This is a genomic window from uncultured Agitococcus sp., from assembly GCF_937920075.1.
Lineage (GTDB): Bacteria > Pseudomonadota > Gammaproteobacteria > Pseudomonadales > Moraxellaceae > Agitococcus.
Genome location: NZ_CALETI010000174.1, coordinates 1 through 1,899, shown reverse-complemented (window position 1 = coordinate 1,899; position 1,899 = coordinate 1). Strand labels below are relative to the sequence as shown.

4 protein-coding genes are annotated in these 1,899 nt (G+C 35.8%); all 4 read left to right on the top strand.

Annotated features, from left to right (window positions below; genetic code table 11):
• The first annotated feature begins 250 nt into the window (after window positions 1-250).
• Complete coding sequence (locus Q0212_RS06710; RefSeq protein WP_297923846.1) at window positions 251-850, top strand: HNH endonuclease signature motif containing protein; 600 nt, start codon at window positions 251-253, stop codon at window positions 848-850.
• Window positions 843-1,064, top strand: coding sequence for a hypothetical protein (locus Q0212_RS06705; RefSeq protein ID WP_297923844.1), 222 nt, complete (start codon window positions 843-845; stop codon window positions 1,062-1,064). Before Q0212_RS06710 ends, Q0212_RS06705 begins: the two co-directional genes overlap by 8 nt.
• A gap of 133 nt (window positions 1,065-1,197) precedes the next feature.
• Complete coding sequence (locus tag Q0212_RS06700; protein ID WP_297923842.1) at window positions 1,198-1,476, top strand: hypothetical protein; 279 nt, start codon at window positions 1,198-1,200, stop codon at window positions 1,474-1,476.
• Between the two features lie 122 nt (window positions 1,477-1,598).
• Complete coding sequence (locus Q0212_RS06695; RefSeq protein WP_297923840.1) at window positions 1,599-1,826, top strand: ImmA/IrrE family metallo-endopeptidase; 228 nt, start codon at window positions 1,599-1,601, stop codon at window positions 1,824-1,826.
• The last annotated feature ends 73 nt before the right edge of the window (window positions 1,827-1,899 follow it).

Below are 1,899 nucleotides of genomic sequence, written 5' to 3'. Positions count from 1 at the left end.
AGCTAGAAAAATGAATAAACACGAAACTTGCAAGATGGTAGCAAGCAAGCCCTGAAATCATGGCAAAAACGCCTATTGTAATTATTGATGATTTTCAATATCTCATGGCTAATGAGTTTTTGCGCCGTAGCAGTGAATGTCAGTAAAAACAAAATATATATCAATGTATTATGTATTTCTATAGGCTTTTTATGTCAGTGAATTTGTCAGAAGTTTTAGCCTCTTAGGAGGCTTTTTTGTTGGAGTTATTATGCAAAAAAGCAAACTAACCAAGGAGCAAGAGCAGGAATTTAAAAGACTTTACCCTACTACTCCAAATAAAACCCTTGCTGAGATGTTTAGTGCGTCTATTGATTTTATTGGCAATAAAGCACATCAGTTAGGCGTTAAAAAAGACAAAGAATACCTAACAAAAATTTGCCAAAGGGAAAATACAGGCCAATTTAAAAAAGGCCATGTATCACACAACAAAGGCAAAAAAGGCGTATTTTTTGGCAGTGTAAGAAACCAATTTAAAAAAGGCCACCAACCACACAATACACTAAATATTGGTGATGAGCGCGAAGATAAAGACGGTTATGTGTGGGTAAAAATTGGAACTGGTAAAACAAAATACGAAAGATGGAAACCTAAACACCATATTTTTTTTGGTGAACCAGTGCCAAAAGGCATGATCTTGATATTCAAAGACGGTAATAAACGCAATTTTGATAAATCAAATTTAGAGTTGATTAGTCGATCTGAGAATATGAAGCGAAATACTATTTATCGCTACCCACAACCAATTATTGATCTAATCAGGATCAATAAAAAATTCCAACGAAAAATAAGAGAGACTGAAAATGCGTGATATTAATTATTTGCGTGAATCATTATTAGATGCAATGGACAAGCTAATGGAAGGGAAAATTGATGTTAGTCAAGCCAAGGCGATGGCTGATTTAGGCCAAGTGCTTGTTAATTCAGCCAAGATTGAAGCTGATCTAATGCGTAAGGATGAGGATTTTCAGGGTACTGGATTTATGCGTAACATTAACCCAAAAACACTTGGGCATGAAAAGTAAACCCATGCCCTCAAGCGAGGGCTAAAACCTATGGATTTTGCGGAGGTCATAGGTTTTAGTGTTTTTTAATCTTAGACAGTGGCTGGGGTGGTGTCACTGTTAAAGCGTGAGTTATAACCGATAAGAGGTATTTATGCAAAGAGTTATTGTTTGTGCCGCTGTGCGAAATTGCAGCGAAAATAAAATAATTGTTGGCGTTAGGCATGGTGATGAACACATGAATAACCAAATATCTGAGATAGGTCTTTGGCATTGGGATGATATTCAAGAAGAAGGCTTTTTGGATAACAAAGGAAGTTTTTTGAGCCGCACAGAGGCTTGGAAAGTGGCAGAAGCCGCAGGGCAAATCAAGCGGAGAGTTGGTGGTGACACTATTGATGGTGGCACATTGTTTAGTGAAAACTTGTACTAGTGAATGGGTTATAACAACATATTAAGCGGTAAAACCCACAAAAACAGGTGATTTACACTGTAATCGTTTAGGGTTTTATCCGCTTGAATATAGAGTTATGCGGATTTTAATAAGAGGTAGATATGACCGTGAACACAACACTAGCAACACCAAAACAAGAAATAGAAGCAAATATATTTGCATTATGCTTACTTATGCCTGAGCCGTTATTTAGTTTAGAATTTGAAAAAATCAAAAAGAAAACAAATAACGAAGATGAAATAATCTTAAAGTTATCAAGAGTATTTGAAGTTCCAATTTTTGCGGTAACTGAAAGATTGCGAATGCTTAACTTATTAAAGATATATTAATTAGACGCATAACTACCTGCATTAAGCAGTGCAGCACCACAACGATATAAACAGAAAAGAGGATATACAAATG

Bases quoted from the DNA above. Each gene is read 5' to 3' on its own strand.
- Q0212_RS06710 (WP_297923846.1), top strand. From the start codon at position 251: ATGCAAAAAAGCAAACTAACCAAGGAGCAAGAGCAGGAATTTAAAAGA.
- Q0212_RS06705 (WP_297923844.1), top strand. From the start codon at position 843: ATGCGTGATATTAATTATTTGCGTGAATCATTATTAGATGCAATGGAC.
- Q0212_RS06700 (WP_297923842.1), top strand. From the start codon at position 1,198: ATGCAAAGAGTTATTGTTTGTGCCGCTGTGCGAAATTGCAGCGAAAAT.
- Q0212_RS06695 (WP_297923840.1), top strand. From the start codon at position 1,599: ATGACCGTGAACACAACACTAGCAACACCAAAACAAGAAATAGAAGCA.